The organism is Mesorhizobium sp. M8A.F.Ca.ET.202.01.1.1, from assembly GCF_004791595.1.
Taxonomy (GTDB): Bacteria; Pseudomonadota; Alphaproteobacteria; order Rhizobiales; family Rhizobiaceae; genus Mesorhizobium.
Genome location: NZ_SRUN01000014.1, coordinates 156,429 through 171,246 on the forward strand (window position 1 = coordinate 156,429; position 14,818 = coordinate 171,246).

Here is a 14,818-nt window from a genome sequence, read left to right on the forward strand (position 1 = left end):
TTGCTTCACGCCCATGCTGATACCGTCTCAGGTCAGGCCGCCTCGTTGGCCCTGGTTTCGACACGAAACTCACCCGGAAAACCCCGCTTCGGCGGGGTTTTCTGCGTTTGTCGTTCGATCCTGCTGTTCTTCGTCATTCGCGGCGGCAACCGGCACTCGGTCGATGCCCGCCTCGGCAAGGCGTTCTGACACGCCCGAAAGAAGGGCGGCAGCGACGACGCGTCACCCTTTGCCTTTGGCGCAAAACGGACTATGAAACGGCTCAGCCAAGCCATCTGGAACGCGCGCCGGAGCCCGTCATGACCGAAATCCTGCAGACCCCAAAGCTTGTCGTCGTCTTTGGCGGGTCAGGCTTTGTCGGCCGCCATGTCGTGCGGGCGCTGGCCAAGCGCGGCTATCGCATCCGGGTCGCCTGCCGGAGGCCCGATCTTGCCGGCCATCTGCAGCCGCTCGGCAATGTCGGCCAGATCCAGCCGGTGCAGGCCAATGTGCGCGTGCGCTGGTCGGTCGACCGCGCCGTGCAAGGCGCCGACCATGTCGTCAATCTCGTCGCCATCCTGCATCAGAGCGGCCGGCAGAAATTCTCCGCCGTGCATGATTTCGGTGCTCGCGCGATCGCCGAGGCGGCGCGCTCCGTCGGCGCCGGGCTCACCCATATTTCGGCGCTCGGCGCCGATCTGGACTCCGAATCGGATTATGCGCGCACCAAGGCGCTGGGCGAGAAGGCGGTGCTGGAGACGATCGCCGATGCCGTGATCTTCCGGCCGTCGATCAATTTCGGGCCGGAAGACAGCTTCTTCAACCGTTTCGCCAATATGGCGCGTTATTCTCCGGTGCTGCCGCTGATCGGCGGCGGCCACACCAAGTTCCAGCCGGTCTATGTCGGCGACGTCGCCGAGGCGGTGGCGCGCTCGGTCGACGGCAAGATCGATGGCGGCCAAGTCTACGAGCTTGGCGGCCCCAACGTGCTCACTTTCAAGGAGTGCATGCAGGAACTGCTCACCGTGATCGAGCGCAAGCGCATGCTGGTGCCGGTGCCGTGGTGGGTGGCAAACATCCAGGCCTCGATCCTCGGGCTCCTGCCCAATCCGCTGCTGACCAAGGACCAGGTGATGCAGTTGCGCGAGCACAACATCGTTTCGGACGAAGCCGCCAAGGCGAACCGGACACTGGCGGGGCTCGGCATTCAGCCGCAATCGATCGCGACGATCCTGCCCAGCTACCTCTGGCGCTTCCGCGCCGCCGGCCAGTTCCAGCAGCGCAAACCAGCCGTATAAGTGAGTGCAGTAGGCCAAAGGCGTGTTGGGATTCAGGTCAGGCCGAGTCGAGAACGCAGGCAGGCATCACCTGAATATCGGCACACCTAGCGAGGCGTGACCTGCATCGGCAGACCGCCTTGCGGCTGCGTGGTCAATTTCTGCACCGGCCAGGGTTTTGTGTCGGCCGTCGTGTCGAAGCGGAAGCGGGACAAAAGTACGGCGAGCGCGATGATCGCCTCCTGCATGGCGAAGCTGGCGCCGATGCAGACGCGCGGACCCGCGCCGAAGGGCAGATACTGGAAACGGTCGATCTTTTCACGGTTCCCCGGGTGGAAGCGTTCGGGCAGGAAGGCGTCAGGCCTGTCCCACAGCTTCCTGTGGCGGTGGACGACCCACGGCATCACCAGCACGGCGGCGTACTTGGGGATGTAGAGATCCTTCCACATTTCGGGCTCGATTGGCTCGCGATTGATCGACGGCGCCGGCGGATAGAGCCGCAGCGCCTCGTCGAAGGCGGCGCGGGTCAGCGGCATGGCGTCGAGCCACTTCGTCGGATCGGGCTCGCGCGCCAGCACCTGGTCGATCTCCCGTTCGATCCGGTCACGCTCCCAGGGCGATTCGGCCAGGCAATACAGCGTCCAGCCGAGCGCGCGCGCCGTCGTCTCGTGGCCGGCGCCGATGAAGGTGATGATGTTGTCCTCGACTTCCGAGCGCGTCAGTCCGTCGGGGCCTTCGGCCTTGAGCAGCAGCGTCAGGAAATCCTGGGGCACGGCATCGGGATCGCGCCTGAACTTTTCTTCGCGCATCCTGACCGTGTCGGTCACGATCTTGCGGAAATAGGCCATCGTCTTGCGGCCGCGGATGCGGGTCAGCCGCGGCAGCCAGTCGGGGGCGCGCAACAGGTCGAGCGGATCGACGCGGCCCATGGTTTCGAACAGGCGATCGATCTCGTTTTCGAAACTGCCCGGCTCGCCCGCGATCTCACCGGAAAACAGCGTCTCGGCCAGGATGTCGTAGGTGAGCAGCGTCATGTCTTGGGCGATATCGGACGTGCCGCCCGCCTCGTAACGGGTGACAAACTCCAGCGTGCGTTTCAGCATCGGCTGTGCGAAGCCGAAAATGTGGCGCGGCGTGAACACCGGCGCCATTGCCTTGCGCGACCGCTTCCACACCTCGCCCTCGGCGGTCAGCAAGCCGTCGCGCAGGATTGGCCTCAGGATCTTCTGGCGCACCGTCGCCATCTTGTAGTTCTTGGCGTTGTCGACCAGCACATGGCGGATCAGTCCGGGATCATTGGCGATGACCAGCGGCCCACCGGCGCCCTTGGCCGAAATCCAGGGTTCGTTGTAGGTCGGCTCGCCCCAGAGTTCGAGCGGATTGCGATAGACGATGCGGATCATCTCCAGCGTCGAAGGCGGCGATGTGCGCGGCTTCGGGGCGGGAGGAACGAAGGGGGCGGGCTGAGTATCCATGAAGTGCTCCGCTGCTCCCATTAATGTAGTGGCTGGCACACCAGGCGTCCATGTGACCGAACGGCAGACCGGACCGTGGCAGAAGGAACACCAGGGCGGACGGTCTGTTCATCCGATCGTGACCGATCCGCCAGGGTTCCATCTTGTCCGCTGGAACGCTCTGCCGTAGTGACGGTCACCAACGGATACCGCCCGACAAAGGAGCCTGCCTTGAAGCACCAGTTGAACATCATCATCGGCAGCACGCGGCCCGGCCGCGCCGGTCCGGTTTTTGCCGAGTGGCTGGAGACGTTCGCGCGCGAGCACGGAAAATTCGAGCCAGTGCTGACCGACATCGCCGCCTTCAACCTGCCGGTGCTGGACGAACCGCATCATCCAAGGCTCGGCAACTATCAGAACGACCACACCAAGGCCTGGTCGAAGGCGATCGACGCCGCCGACGCCTTTGTCTTCGTGGCGCCGGAATACAACTATTTCGCGGCACCCGCGATCGTCAACGCGATCGACTATCTCGCCCGCGAATGGAAATACAAGCCCGCCGCCATCTTCAGCTATGGCGGTGTCTCCGGCGGCCTGCGCGCGGCGCAGGCGCTGAAGCCGCTGCTGACCGCTGTCGGGATCATGCCGATCCCGGAAGGCGTCGCGCTGCCGCTGTACCAGAAACTGCTCGACGAGAACGGCGCCTTCGATGCCAGCGAGCACGTGCGGGGCGGGAGCAAGACCATGCTGGACGAACTGTCGCGCTGGAGCGAGGCGTTGAAACCAATGCGCGCAGCCTGAAAGAGCCGCTCTCAACCCGGCTTGCTCGTGCCATAAAGAGATGGAATGGTCGCCAAATGACTGAGCCGGGGGGCGGTTCGACTTGCGGTTGCTGTTTGCCTTGCTGCTGGTGCTTGCGACCACCGCTATCGCGGTGGCGGAGCGGCGCGTGGCATTGGTCATGGCCGATGACGACTACCGGCTGGTCCGGCCGCTGGCCAACCCCATCCATGACGGCGAAGCGATGGAAGCGGCGCTGAAGAAACTTGGTTTCGACGTGGTGCTCGAAACCAACCGCGATCTCAGGCGCATGCGCCGCGCGCTCGACGATTTCCGCCAAGACGCCAAGGGCGCAGACGTTGCGCTGGTGTATTTCTCAGGCCATGGCGTCGAAATATCGGGCGACAACCGGCTGCTGCCGGTCGATGCCGATCCGTCCTCGCTCGATGCGCTGGACAAGACCAGCCTGCCGCTGGAAGAGGTGCGCGACGCGGTCGCGGCCACCGCGAAAGTCGGGCTGATCGTGCTCGACGCCTGCCGCAGCGATCCGTTCTCGGGGAGCGGCGGCGACGGGCGCGGCGCGACCTCGCTGGCCAAGGATGTCGCCGACAAGGCCACGCCGGGTCTTGGCCGCGTCGGGCGGGCGGAAAACGTCCTGTTCGCTTTTTCGGCCGCACCCGGCGAGACGGCCGCCGATGGCACCGGCCAGAACTCACCCTTCACCACGGCGCTGGCCAAATATCTCGGCACGGACGGGCTCGAAATCCGATCGGTGCTGACGCTGGTGCAACAGGAGGTCTACGACCTGTCGCGCGGCAGGCAACTGCCCTATGTCGAGAGCGGCCTGCCGAAACTGTTCTTCGCCGCCGCGGCCAAGGAGCAGTTGCCGGAGCGCGAACGGCTGCTGCTGGCCATGGCCGACGTGACGCCGGACATGCGCGGCGAGGTCGAGCGGATCGCCAGCGACGCCGACATACCGCTGGCGCCGCTCTATGGGGCGTTGATCAGCGCCGACACCAGCCATTTGTCGGCCGAGAGCCTGAATGCAAGGCTGCGCGAGGCGGCCGACGCCTTCGTCAAGGTACGCGCCGAGATGAAGACGCTGGGCGCCGACGATCCGCGTGTGACGGAACTGCGCCGTCAGGCCGAGGAGCAGTTGGCCCTGGGCGCCTTCGGCGCGGCACAGGCGAAGCTGGCCGAGGCGGTCGATATCGACGAGGTGTCGCGCAAGGCGCTGAAGGTGAATTTCGTCGACCGGACGCTGTCGCAGGCCGCGACGCTGTTCCTGTCGGCGGGCGCGGCGCGCGCCGACCTCAACTATGCGGCGGCCATCAAGGGCTATGAAACCGTGCTATCGCTGTATGGCGAGGCCGGGCAGACCTCGCTCAGCCTGGAACAGGCCGACCGTCAGAGCCGCACGCTGGAGGAACTCGGCATTCTCTATACGACGGTGGGCAATGTCGACGCGGCCGGCCGGGCCTTCGCCGCGCTGTTGGCCAATCTCGAGCAGCGGTCGCGTCAGGAAACCGATCCCAGCGTCAAGCGCGATCTCGCCATCAGCCATATCAAGCTCGCCAATACTGAGGTGGCGCAAGGCAACCTGCCGAGCTCGCTCGAAAACTATGAGGCGGCCAGGGGCATGCTGCAGGAGTTGACCGCAAGCGTGCCGGACAAGAAAGACTGGCTCGGTGATCTTGCCATGGCCAATGACAAGATCGGCAACGTCCTGGCGACACAAGGCGATGTGGCCGCGGCGGCCCAGGCCTATCAACAAAGCCTGTCGATCAAGCAGAAGTTGGCCGACGCCGAGCCGAACAGCGCCTATCTGCTGCGCGACCTGACCATAACCTATGACGAAATCGGCGATCTTGCCCGTACCGCCGGCCAGTTGGGCGGCGCCCAGACGGCCTTCGAGGAGAGCCTGAGAATCCGGCTGGCGCTGGCCGAGAACAAACCCGACGACCTTGAGCGCCAGCGCGCGGTCTCCGTAAGCCACGAGAGGATCGGTGACGTGCTGCGCGAGCGTGGCGCCGCCGCCGATGCGCTCGTGGCCTACAACAAGAGCCAGGCGATCGCCGAAGACCTGGTGCGCCGCGACCCTAACGATACCGACTTGAAGCGCGACCTGTCGATCAGCTACGCCAAGATCGGCAACGCGCTCAACGACCAGGAGAGCTGGCCGGCAGCGCTGGCTTCCTATCAACAAGCGCTGGCCGTAGCGCGTGAACTTGCCGCGAGCGACCCTGGCAATACCGACTGGCAGCGCGACCTTTCGGTCTGTCTGGAAAAGGTTGCCGGTGTGCTTGATGCCCAGGGCAATGTCAGCGACGCACTGCGAAACTACCAGGACAGTCTTGCCATTGCCGACCGGCTGGCCAAGCTCGACCCGGGCAATTCCGACTGGCAACGCGACCTGTCGATCACATTCTCGGAAATCGGCATGCTGGAGACCAAGCAGCGGCATTTCGAGGGTTCCAGGAAGGCCTTCGAAGCCAGCCTCGGCATCCGCCAGAAACTGGCTCAATCCGATCCGACCAATGCGCTTTGGCAATTTGATCTGGTTCAGGCCTACATCAACTATGCGTATGTGGCCAAGGATCCGAAGGCGGTGCTGACCAAGGCGCTGAACCTGACGCTGGAGCTAGACCGCACGGGCCGGCTGGCGCCAAGGGACAAATCCACGATCAAATATTTGCACGGCCTTCTCGCTAAATTCAACGCTCGAAAAAAATAGCCGGCTGGCGGCTCGGCATTTGAGCCGGAAATGCCTGCAAACCTTGGAAAAACCGCCTTTAGCGCCTATATCTAGTCGATATCAGAAGCGCGATTCGGGGCCGATTTTTCGCGCTGTACAAGCGGCATCTAGACAACAGGTTTTCATGAGCGACCAGACCGAGAACACCAACGGCGCTGAAGCCGAATACGGCGCCGATTCCATCAAGGTTTTGAAGGGGTTGGATGCTGTCCGCAAGCGGCCGGGCATGTATATCGGCGACACCGATGACGGCTCGGGCCTGCATCACATGGTCTACGAGGTGGTCGACAACGCCATCGACGAGGCGCTGGCCGGCCATGCCGACCTGGTTTCGGTGACGCTTAATCCCGATGGCTCGGTGACGGTTATCGACAATGGCCGTGGCATTCCGACCGACATTCACCCCAGCGAGGGCATTTCGGCGGCCGAAGTGATCATGACGCAGCTGCATGCCGGCGGAAAGTTCGACCAGAACTCCTACAAGGTTTCTGGCGGCCTGCATGGCGTCGGCGTCTCGGTCGTCAACGCGCTGTCGGCCTGGCTGAAGCTCAAGATCCGCCGCAACGGCCAGATCTTCGAAATGAGTTTCACCCATGGCGATGCCGACGCGCCGCTGAAGGCGACCGGCAGCTACGAGCAGGACAAGCGCCCGGGCACCAATGAGGGCCGCAGCGGCAGCGAGATCACCTTCTTTCCGTCCGCCGAGACCTTCACCATGGTCGAGTTCGACTTCGGCACGCTGGAGCACCGGCTGCGCGAACTCGCCTTCCTGAACTCCGGTGTGCGCATCGTGCTGACAGACGCCCGTCATGCGGACGTCGTGAAGCATGAACTGCACTATGACGGGGGCCTCGAAGAGTTCGTCAAATATCTCGACCGCGTCAAGAAACCGCTGATCGAGAAGCCGATCGCCATCAGGGCCGAGCGCGACGGCATCACCGTCGAAGTGGCGATGTGGTGGAACGACAGCTACCACGAGAATGTGCTGGCCTTCACCAACAACATTCCGCAGCGCGACGGCGGCACGCATCTGGCCGGTTTTCGCGGTGCGCTGACCCGCCAGATCACCGGCTATGGCGAATCCTCGGGCCTGACCAAGAAGGAAAAGGTGTCGCTGATCGGCGACGATTGCCGCGAAGGCCTGACGGCGGTGCTGTCGGTCAAGGTTCCCGATCCGAAATTCTCGTCGCAGACCAAGGACAAGCTGGTCTCGTCGGAAGTCCGTCCCGTGGTCGAAGGGCTGGTCAATGAAGCACTCGGCACGTGGCTCGAAGAGCATCCGACCGAGGGCAAGGTGGTCGTCGACAAGGTGATCCAGGCCGCGGCGGCGCGCGAAGCCGCGCGCAAGGCGCGCGACATCACCCGCAAGACCTCGCTTGGGGTCACCTCGCTGCCCGGCAAGCTGGCCGACTGCCAGGAACGCGACCCGGCGAAGTCCGAAATCTTCATCGTCGAGGGTGACTCGGCAGGCGGCTCCGCCAAGGGCGGCCGTTCGCGGCAGAACCAGGCGATCCTTCCCTTGCGCGGCAAGATCCTCAATGTCGAGCGGGCCCGCTTCGACCGCATGCTCTCGTCCGACATGATCGGCACACTGATCACCGCGCTCGGCACCTCGATCGGCAAGGACGAATTCAACGCCGACAAGCTGCGTTACCACAAGATCATCCTGATGACCGACGCCGACGTCGACGGCGCCCATATCAGGACCCTGCTGCTCACCTTCTTCTTCCGGCAGATGCCGGAGCTGATCGAGCGCGGCCATCTCTACATCGCCCAGCCGCCGCTCTACAAAGTGACGCGCGGCAAGAGCTCGCAATACATCAAGAATGAGAGCGCCTTCGAGGAATTCCTGATCGATTCAGGGTTGGAGGAGGCTTCGCTTACACTTGGCTCGGGGGAAGTGCGGACCGGACAGGATCTGCACGGCGCCGTTGCCGACGCGCTGGCCGTGCGCCAGCTCATCAACGGCTTGCACACGCGCTACAACCGCAACGTCGTCGAGCAGGCGGCGATCGCCGGCGGGCTCAATCCCGATGTCTTCGCCGATCTTGGCCGTGCCAACGCGATGGCGGAGCGGATCGCGCAACGCCTCGACATCATTGCCGAGGACACCGAGCGCGGCTGGACCGGCCGCATGTCGACGTCGAACGAGGGTATCGGCGGCTATGTCTTCGAACGCACCGTGCGCAGCGTGAAGGAATACGCCCATCTCGACATGGCGCTGATCAATTCCGCCGATGCACGCCAACTCGACCGCTACGCGCAGCGCCTCAGCGAGATCTACGAGATGCCGCCGGTGCTGCGCCGCAAGGATGTGTCCGAAACTGTCTCGGGGCCGCTGGCGCTGCTCAACGCGGTCTTCGCGACCGGCCGCAAAGGACTGACCATGCAACGCTACAAGGGTCTCGGCGAGATGAATGCCGAGCAGTTGTGGGAGACCACGCTCGACCCGAATGTGCGCTCGCTGCTGCAGGTCAAGGTCAACGACGCGACCGATGCCGACAGCCTGTTCTCGCGGCTGATGGGCGACGAGGTGGAACCACGGCGCGAATTCATCCAGGACAACGCCCTGTCGGTCGCCAACCTGGATATTTGACCGACCGCCCAAATCGGCGCGCCAGGCAATTCCAGAAAGTGCGGAACGGTTTTCCGGGGAAAAGCGATAGCGCTTTCCCCTGGGAGACTTCGTCAAGACAACGAATAGAGCGGTTCCGCGTTTTCGTGAGACAATGAACCGTTCTACGCCGCGCCAGTTTGTTCCATCGCCGGCAAACAAAATCATTTCATAGCCCATCGGAACGGAAGCTCCCGAGAGACATTGTGACAGTATCGATCACAATTTCTCACAAGGAGACATCCATGGGACGCGGCATCTTGCTCTGGTTGCTCGGCATTCCGATTCCGATCATCATCCTCATCATGCTGTTCGTACGGTAGGGGGCCTGAAATGCAGTCCGCCCTATCGGCTGTCAACGTATCCGCTTCGACGGAATCGTCCTCCACCGCGGTCAGCTGGGGACCGATCATTGCCGGCGCCTTCGCGGCCTCGACGCTGACATTCATCCTCATGCTGCTCGGCTCGGGCCTCGGGCTCACTATGGTTTCGCCATGGTCGGGCTCCAGCGCATCGATCACCACCTTCGCGGTGTCCACCGCCGTCTGGCTGGTCATCGTGCAATGGCTTTCCTCCGCTGTCGGGGGCTATTTGGCAGGACGGTTGCGTACCAAATGGGTCGGCATCCACACCGACGAGGTCTATTTCCGGGACACCGCCCACGGCTTTCTCGCCTGGGCGTTGGCCACGCTTCTCGTTGTAGGCGTACTTGGCTCGGCGCTTTCCGCCGCGATTGGATCAGGTGTACAGGCCGCGTCCACCGTGGCCTCGGGAGCCGCCATGGGTGCGTCGGCCGGCGCCACAACCAATGCCAGCGGCGCATCGGCCGACAATGCGACCTCCTATCTGGTGGATTCGCTGTTCCGGCCGGCCGATCCGGCCAAGCTCGCGGCCACCAATCAAGGCGATGAAGCCGCGGCAGCCGGGCAGGCCTCACGCATCCTGATCGCCGGCGCCGTCGCGGGCGAGGTCACTGCGGAAGACAAGACCTATCTTGCGCAATTGGTCGCCGCGCGCACCGGCCTTTCCGAGGCCGATGCCAAGACGCGTGTCGACGCCGTGCTGGCAAAGGCGCAGGACGCGAAGGTCAAGGCGAAGCAGGCGGCCGACACGGCAAGAAAGGCAAGCGCCACCTTTGCGCTTCTCGGTGCCCTGTCGCTGGTCATCGGCGCCTTCATCGCCAGTGCGGCCGCGGCTCTCGGCGGCAGGCAGCGCGACGAAGAGGAAGCCGTTTTCCTGACCAACGGATGAAGGCAAAGCATCAGGACAGCACCAAAGAGCCCGGCATCGACCGGGCTCTTTCTTTATTCGACAGTCAAGATCGGCCGGATCAGTGATCCATCGCCTTGACGATCTCTTCGGTCATCTTCTTGGCGTCGCCGAGCAGCATCATGGTGCCGTCCTTGTAGAACAGCGTGTTGTCGATGCCGGCATAGCCGGAACCGAGCGAGCGCTTGACGAACAGGCAGGTGCGGGCCTTGTCGACGTCGAGGATCGGCATGCCGTAGATCGGGCTGCTCTTGTCATCACGCGCGGACGGGTTGGTGACGTCGTTGGCGCCGATGACATAGGCGACGTCGGCCTGCGCGAATTCGGAGTTGATGTCCTCGAGCTCGAACACTTCGTCGTAAGGCACGTTGGCCTCCGCCAGCAGCACGTTCATGTGGCCAGGCATGCGGCCGGCGACCGGGTGAATGGCGTATTTGACATCGACGCCGTTGGCCTTGAGCTTGTCGGCCATTTCGCGCAGCGCGTGCTGCGCCTGCGCAACCGCCATGCCGTAACCCGGCACGATGATGACCTTCTGCGCGTTCATCATCAGGTAAGCGGCATCGTCGGCCGAACCCTGCTTGACGGTGCGCTCGATGCCGTCGTCAGCCGCGGCGGCCGCCTCGCCGCCGAAGCCGCCGAGAATGACCGAGATGAAGCTTCGGTTCATGCCCTTGCACATGATGTAGGACAGGATGGCACCCGACGAGCCGACCAGTGCGCCGGTGATGATCAGCGCCAGATTGCCGAGCGTAAAGCCGAGAGCCGCCGCTGCCCAGCCCGAATACGAATTCAGCATCGAGACAACGACCGGCATGTCGGCGCCGCCGATCGGGATGATCAGGAGGATGCCGAGCACCAGCGAGGCGGCGACGATCAGCCAGAACACCAGCTTCGATTCCGTACCGACCAGGAGCACGATCAGCACGACCAGGGCGATGCCAAGTGCGGCGTTGATGAAGTGACGGCCGCCGATCATAATCGGCTTGCCGGACATGCGGCCATCGAGCTTGAGGAAGGCAATGACCGAGCCGGTGAAGGTGATGGCGCCTATGGCGACGCCGAGGCTCATCTCGATCAGGGCCTGGGCATGGATGTCGCCAGCGGTGCCGATGCCGAAGCTCTCCGGTGCGTAGATGGCGGCGGCCGCCACCATGACGGCGGCGAGGCCGACCAGCGAGTGAAAGGCTGCGACCAGCTGCGGCATCGAGGTCATGGCGATGCGGCGCGCGGTGACGGCGCCCACGCCGCCGCCAATGGCGAGGCCAAGCACGATCAGGCCGAAGCGGCCAGCGGACGGGGTTGCCAGCGCCAGCGTGGTTGCAATGGCGATGCCCATGCCGATCATGCCGTAGAGATTGCCCTGGCGGCTGGTTGTCGGATGCGACAGGCCGCGCAGCGCCATGATGAACAGGACGCCGGAAACCAGGTAGAGGAAGGACGCGAAGTTGGCGTTCATGGCGCTCTACTTGTCCTTCTTCTTGTACATGGCCAGCATGCGCTGGGTGACGAGGAAGCCGCCGAAGATGTTGACCGAGACCAGCATCAGCGCGACGAAGCCGAAGCCTGCGGCAACGCCCGAAGCCGCGATACCGACGGCGAGCAACGCACCGACGACGATGACCGAGGAGATGGCGTTGGTGACCGCCATCAGCGGCGTATGCAGCGCCGGGGTCACCGACCAGACGACGTAGTAGCCGACGAAGATCGCCAGCACGAAAATGGCGAAGCGGAAGACGAAGGGATCGATGGCGCCGCCCGACAGCGCGTGCGCGGCATTACCGGCGGCCTCGGTGCCGCCCGGGGCATTGGCCAGGTTCTGCACCGCGAGCCTGACGGCAGCACTTGCCTGGTCGAGTTGATCCAGGGCTTTCTGCAAGGTCTGATCCATCACGCGGTCCCTTTCGGCTTAGACGCGGGCGATTTGGGTGCGGCAGGTTTCTTCGCTGCCGCCTTTTTCGGCGCAGGCGTGGACGCATCGGCGACCAAGGTCGTGGCCGGGATCACCGCCGGCTCGACATAGGGCTGCTGGTCCGCCTTGGCGAAGGCCGGGTGAACGACCTTGCCGCCATCGGTCAGCATCGTCGCCTTGACCAGGTCGTCGTCGCGGTTGATGGCAAGCGTCTTGGTCGTCTTGTCGACCAGCGTCTCGAGGAAGGCGAACAGGTTCTTCGCGTAGAGCAGCGAGGCGGATGCGGCGACACGGCCGGGCACATTGAGGTGGCCGACGATCTTCACATTGTTGGCGGTGGTGACGATCTTGCCTGGCTCGGCACCCTCGACATTGCCGCCGCGCTCGACAGCGAGATCGACGAGCACCGAGCCCGGCTTCATCGAGGCGACCATGGCGGCGGAGACGAGCTTCGGCGCCGGCCGTCCCGGGATCAGCGCCGTGGTGATGACGATGTCCTGCTTGGCGATGTGCTCGGCGGTGAGTGCCGCCTGCTTGGCCTGGTATTCCCTGGACATTTCCTTGGCGTAGCCGCCGGCGGTCTCGGCGGCCTTGAACTCCTCGTCCTCGACCGCCAGGAATTTTGCGCCGAGCGAGGCGACCTGTTCCTTGGCGGCGGGGCGCACATCGGTGGCGGTGACGACGGCACCGAGACGGCGCGCGGTGGCGATCGCCTGCAGCCCGGCGACGCCGACGCCCATGATGAACACTTTCGCTGCAGGCACGGTGCCCGCCGCCGTCATCATCATCGGCAGCGCCCGGTCATATTCCGACGCACCGTCGATCACCGCCTGGTAGCCGGCAAGATTGGCCTGGCTGGACAGGACGTCCATCGATTGGGCGCGGGTGATGCGTGGCATGAATTCCATCGAGAAGGCGGTGACGCCGGCCCTGGCCAAGGCCGCGACGGCCGCATCGTTGCCGTAGGGATCCATGATGGCGATCACCGCGGCGCCAGCTTTGTAACTCTTCAGCTCGGCATCCGTTGGCCGGCGAACCTTCAGCACGACATCGGCCTTGGCGACATCCGAGGCCTTGCCTATGACGGCACCTGTCTTGGCGAATTCTTCGTCGGGGATACGCGATCTCGTGCCGGCGCCGGCTTCGACGATGACGTCGAAACCCAGGCCCGCCAGCCGCTTCACCGTATCGGGCGATGCCGCGACGCGCGGCTCGTTCGCATCGAGCTCACGAGGGATGAAAACCGTCTGTCCCACCGCATGATCCTTTCGGCTGGAACCTGTCTGCGCGACGTGTCGACCGGGATATCCGGCTACGTCAACCGCAAGAGGGTTTTGGAAGGTCTATCGCAGAATGAAGGCGCCGACGGCCATGATCAGCACGAACAGGATGGTCGCCGAAAAAAAGCCGCCCGCAAAGAAGCCGAAAGCCATCGCCAGAAGCAGAGCGCCGCAGAAGAGCGAGCCATATTTGGCCAGCGCCAGAAAGCCCGCATAGGTACGGTCATGCTCGGCATAGTCCATCTTCGCGCCCAGTTCTACAGGACCGGTCGGCGTGTGCTCAGCCATAGGAATACCCCTTCGAAGACATCTTTCAGGCACATACCGAAAAGCTGGGCGCAGAGCAATGGCGCTATTGCCGCATCGCAGCCGACAACTGCCTCAAGGGAAAATTGAAACTGGCCGCCGATGCCGGGCAATCGGCGGCTTTGCGGCACGCTTGACCCGCTGTCTCAGCCGGCCAGATGCGGAAACAGGCCCAGCAGTCCAACGACAATCAGATAGAGCGCGACGATGTAGTTCAGCAGCCGTGGCATGATGAGGATCAGCACGCCGGCAATCAGCGAGATGAGCGGCGTGAGGGCCAGCGAGTGGATGGTCATGACCGTATTCCTTCCCACGAACAATGCGACACGCCCGGGGCGAACGCCCGTTGGGCAGAATTGCGGCGATACTCGATGGCGATGCCGCTACTCATAACGGCAGATCCGCGGGAAAGGTTCATGATGCCAGGAAGGCGCCCGTTCAGGCAGCGTCGCGATAGTATTTCGCCGTCGGTACGATGGACAGCGGCGTCAGCCGGTTGATGGCCGGATTAGCGAACATCATCCGCTGCTCCACCGCCGTCGACTTAAAGAACGGGAACCGTTCGAGTGTCTGGCGCAAGTTTTCGCCGCAGGGGATTTCGAACAGAGCGATCGGCGCAAGAACACCCGGGAACACCTTGCCCTCTGTCCTCTGAATGGCATGGAAGATGCGAGCATAGTAAGCGGAATGCTCGATCTTGATCGGCGTAAGCACTGCCGTGAGGTTGAAGTAACTGGCGGCCACCATGCCAAGCCTGAGCGTCAGAAAAGGCAGGACTCCGGGCGCGGGCGCACTGTCGGCATCGGTTGCGAAGCGAGTCCCGTCGATGAATGTCTCTCCGCGGGCAAGCCGCTCGGTCAATATTTCCGGATAGGCGTCGACGGACGGCGAATGAGGGTGCTCTCGGGAAATGTAGTGGAGCCGTAGTGTGCTGACCAGGTGTCCATCGAAGTAGACGCCGAACCGATAGGAATTCGGCAGATTGTCCCAGCGATCCTCGAACATCCCGCTGGCGATCGGGCCGCACATGCCCGATTGCAGGTAGGAATGATAGCGAAGGCGGTAGATCGCCTCCAGATCCTCGCCTCCAGTGATGAGACGATAGTCGACATGCTCCAGCAATTGCATGATCGAATGGTTCAGCGCCGACCCAGCATTTGCGCCGGCGCCAGCCCGCGCATCGTTTCTTGCA

13 protein-coding genes are annotated in these 14,818 nt (G+C 63.6%); 6 read left to right on the forward strand and 7 right to left on the reverse strand.

Annotated features, from left to right (window positions below):
- Both EN845_RS36185 and EN845_RS27110 read left to right on the forward strand, forming a co-directional pair.
- Positions 1–189, forward strand: coding sequence for a hypothetical protein (locus tag EN845_RS36185; protein WP_245511810.1), 189 nt, complete (start codon positions 1–3; stop codon positions 187–189).
- A 110-nt stretch (positions 190–299) separates the two neighbouring features.
- Entirely contained in the window at positions 300–1,277 is a 978-nt protein-coding gene (locus tag EN845_RS27110; protein WP_127280997.1) for a complex I NDUFA9 subunit family protein, read from the forward strand.
- Between the two features lie 86 nt (positions 1,278–1,363).
- Here the strand turns inward: EN845_RS27110 and EN845_RS27115 are convergent, their stop codons facing one another.
- Positions 1,364–2,731 carry a cytochrome P450 gene (locus EN845_RS27115; protein WP_127872945.1) on the reverse strand — a complete coding sequence of 456 codons (1,368 nt, stop codon included), beginning with the start codon at positions 2,729–2,731 and terminating at the stop codon, positions 1,364–1,366.
- Positions 2,732–2,941: 210 nt separating this feature from the next.
- On the opposite strand from EN845_RS27115, the gene EN845_RS27120 reads away from it, so the two are divergent.
- The 4 genes from EN845_RS27120 (at position 2,942) to EN845_RS27135 (ending at position 10,110) form a co-directional block, all read left to right on the forward strand.
- A complete protein-coding gene (locus EN845_RS27120) occupies positions 2,942–3,511 on the forward strand; it encodes an NADPH-dependent FMN reductase (protein ID WP_127872944.1) in 570 nt (189 codons plus the stop codon).
- 82 nt (positions 3,512–3,593) lie between these two features.
- On the forward strand, positions 3,594–6,224 hold the full coding sequence (locus tag EN845_RS27125) for a caspase family protein (RefSeq protein ID WP_167531479.1): 2,631 nt from the start codon (positions 3,594–3,596) through the stop codon (positions 6,222–6,224).
- A 145-nt stretch (positions 6,225–6,369) separates the two neighbouring features.
- Entirely contained in the window at positions 6,370–8,841 is a 2,472-nt protein-coding gene (gene gyrB / locus EN845_RS27130; RefSeq protein ID WP_127872943.1) for a DNA topoisomerase (ATP-hydrolyzing) subunit B, read from the forward strand.
- Between the two features lie 351 nt (positions 8,842–9,192).
- Entirely contained in the window at positions 9,193–10,110 is a 918-nt protein-coding gene (locus EN845_RS27135) for a hypothetical protein (RefSeq protein ID WP_127872942.1), read from the forward strand.
- Between the two features lie 79 nt (positions 10,111–10,189).
- Here EN845_RS27135 and EN845_RS27140 read toward each other — a convergent pair whose 3' ends face one another.
- The 6 genes from EN845_RS27140 to EN845_RS27165 form a co-directional block, all read right to left on the reverse strand.
- Positions 10,190–11,587: an NAD(P)(+) transhydrogenase (Re/Si-specific) subunit beta gene (locus EN845_RS27140; protein ID WP_127872941.1), complete on the reverse strand. Its 1,398-nt coding sequence runs from the start codon at positions 11,585–11,587 to the stop codon at positions 10,190–10,192.
- Between the two features lie 6 nt (positions 11,588–11,593).
- Positions 11,594–12,022: an NAD(P) transhydrogenase subunit alpha gene (locus EN845_RS27145; protein WP_189343545.1), complete on the reverse strand. Its 429-nt coding sequence runs from the start codon at positions 12,020–12,022 to the stop codon at positions 11,594–11,596.
- On the reverse strand, positions 12,019–13,296 hold the full coding sequence (locus EN845_RS27150) for a Re/Si-specific NAD(P)(+) transhydrogenase subunit alpha (protein ID WP_127872940.1): 1,278 nt from the start codon (positions 13,294–13,296) through the stop codon (positions 12,019–12,021). Before EN845_RS27150 ends, EN845_RS27145 begins: the two co-directional genes overlap by 4 nt.
- 87 nt (positions 13,297–13,383) lie before the next feature.
- Positions 13,384–13,608: an aa3-type cytochrome c oxidase subunit IV gene (locus EN845_RS27155; RefSeq protein WP_127277793.1), complete on the reverse strand. Its 225-nt coding sequence runs from the start codon at positions 13,606–13,608 to the stop codon at positions 13,384–13,386.
- A 164-nt stretch (positions 13,609–13,772) separates the two neighbouring features.
- Positions 13,773–13,922, reverse strand: coding sequence for a DUF3096 domain-containing protein (locus EN845_RS27160; RefSeq protein ID WP_015314280.1), 150 nt, complete (start codon positions 13,920–13,922; stop codon positions 13,773–13,775).
- Between the two features lie 142 nt (positions 13,923–14,064).
- On the reverse strand, positions 14,065–14,754 hold the full coding sequence (locus EN845_RS27165) for an acyl-homoserine-lactone synthase (protein WP_245464326.1): 690 nt from the start codon (positions 14,752–14,754) through the stop codon (positions 14,065–14,067).
- Positions 14,755–14,818: the final 64 nt, after the last annotated feature.